General features: G+C 55.8%; 2 protein-coding genes. Both read right to left on the bottom strand.

Annotated features, from left to right (window positions below):
* A partial coding sequence (locus tag B5D20_RS13515; protein WP_078666712.1) for a Uma2 family endonuclease occupies positions 1-515 on the bottom strand: 515 nt, incomplete at its 3' end.
* A gap of 104 nt (positions 516-619) precedes the next feature.
* Positions 620-1885 (bottom strand): phosphoribosylamine--glycine ligase, encoded by a 1266-nt coding sequence (gene purD / locus B5D20_RS13510; protein WP_078666711.1) that lies wholly within the window; start codon positions 1883-1885, stop codon positions 620-622.
* Between the last annotated feature and the right edge of the window lie 325 nt (positions 1886-2210).

Genomic DNA, 2210 nt, shown 5'->3' with positions numbered 1-2210 from the left:
ATTGGGGCACCATAACCTCCTTGCTCTCCCAGGCGATACACCAGGATATGGCGGGAATCAGGGTTGACGATCCAGTACTCCCGTACCCCGAATCGCTCATAAAGATTCAGCTTGCGCACATAATCATGGGAGGTATGGGAGGGGGAAACCACCTCAATAATCCAGTCCGGGGCCCCCAGACAGCCTTTATCATCCAGTTTGGTGCGGTCACAGATGACGCTGATGTCCGGCTGTACTACATTGCAGCAGTTTTGCTCGGTTTCTCCTGCATCGATCAGTCTGACATCGAAGGGGGCCACATAGACCTGGCAGTTTCCTTTCTGCTTCAGGTAAGAGTGGATGGTGCTCGCCAGCTCGAGAACTATTTGTTGATGCTGCCAGGATGGGGCAGCTACCATTGCATAGGCTTGGCCGTCGATGATTTCCCATCTTTCTCCTTCCGGCAATTTTAGGTAGTCTTGATAGGTTTTAATACGGTATTGCACAGCGCTTTCGGAAAAATAGTTGTCAGGCATAGTTTATTCCCTCCATCTGTTTTTATCTTATCATTTTTTTCCATCAGATGCTATAGATATGCAAAAAATCCCATCTCCTTTCTCAAGAGATGGGATTTTTCCTGTTATCTTAACGCTTTTGCCCCAATATCCCTTCTGTATTGCATACCCCGGAAACTGATGCACTCCACGCCCTGGTAGGCCTTCTGAATCGCCTCTTCGATGTTTGCCCCCAGGGCCGTCACCCCCAGCACCCGGCCCCCGGCCGTGAGGATGCGTTCACCTTCGGCCATTGTCCCGGCATGGAAAACCAGCGCCCCTGTCGCTGCCGCTTCAGCCAGGCCCTGGATTTCATCCCCTTTAGTAATGGGACCGGGATAGCCTTCTGCCGCCATTACCACACATACCGCCGCTTCCGGCTTCCACTGAATCTGGATTTCATCCAGACGGCCATCGATCACCGCCTCCATGATTTCCACCAGGTCAGTCTCCAGCCGGGGCAGGACAGCCTGGGTTTCCGGATCACCGAAACGGGCATTGTATTCCAGCACTTTCGGACCATCTTTGGTCAACATCAGCCCGGCATACAATACCCCTTGATAGGGACGGCCATCTGCCGCCATCCCCTGGATGGTGGGCAGGAGTATTTCCCGTTCCACTACCGCCGCTACCTCGGGCGTGTAGATGGGGGCCGGGGAGTAGGCCCCCATGCCGCCGGTGTTGGGCCCCTGGTCGCCGTCAAAAATACGCTTGTGGTCCTGGGCGGAAACCATGGGAATAACGGTGCGACCATCGGTAAAGGCCAGGATGCTCACTTCCTGTCCTTCCAGGTATTCTTCCACCACCACCCGGTCCCCGGCAGAACCAAAGGCCCTTTCTCCCATAATCAGGTCCACGGCAGCTTCCGCTTCCGCCAGAGTCCGGGCCACGATTACCCCCTTGCCTGCCGCCAGACCATCGGCCTTAACTACGCAGGGAGCCCCCAGCTGGCGGATAAAGGCTTTGGCTGGTTCCGCCTCGGTAAAAACCCGATAAGCTGCCGTCGGGATGTTGTATTTGGCCATCAAATCCTTGGCCAGGGCCTTGCTGCCTTCCAGTTCAGCGGCAGCCCGGGTAGGGCCGAAAATCCTCAGCCCTTCCGCCCGGAAAGCATCCACAATCCCGGCCATCAAAGGCGCTTCCGGCCCCACCACAGTTAAGTTTATACCTTCTTCTCTGGCAAAGGCCAGCAGTTTTTCCACATCATCAGCGGCAATCTCTACACATTCAGCCAGGGCTTTAATGCCCGCATTGCCCGGCGCACAATAGATTTTTTCCACTCTGGGACTCTGAGCGATTTTCCAGACCAGGGCATGTTCCCGGCCGCCTCCGCCTATAACCAGCACTTTCAAGATCCCTTACCTGGTTCAAAAAACTTGACTGTTTTTATTTTCAGCCAAGTTGGCCCCCAGACCAGGATTTCGCCTCCTTTCCGAATACTTGATTTGCCCCCGCGGGGCAGGGCGACAGGGGACCTCGGCCCGGGAGTTCCACCCGGACGGGAGTACTGCACCGGTTTATGCTGACCTCCCGGTGGGAGTATAACTCCGCCTCCCGCGTCCTGTTAGGACGCCTACCGGTTTCTCCGACACCGGCTAAACGGGGTCACCGTACGGACAGGGCCAATAACTTCAGGTCAGGCCAGACGGAGTTATACGCCTCCTGCTCACTCTGGGC

The organism is Carboxydocella sporoproducens DSM 16521 (genome assembly GCF_900167165.1).
In the GTDB taxonomy this organism is placed as follows: domain Bacteria; phylum Bacillota.
Note: the sequence above shows the minus strand (reverse complement) of the source record. Positions and strands in the feature narration are given on the sequence as shown.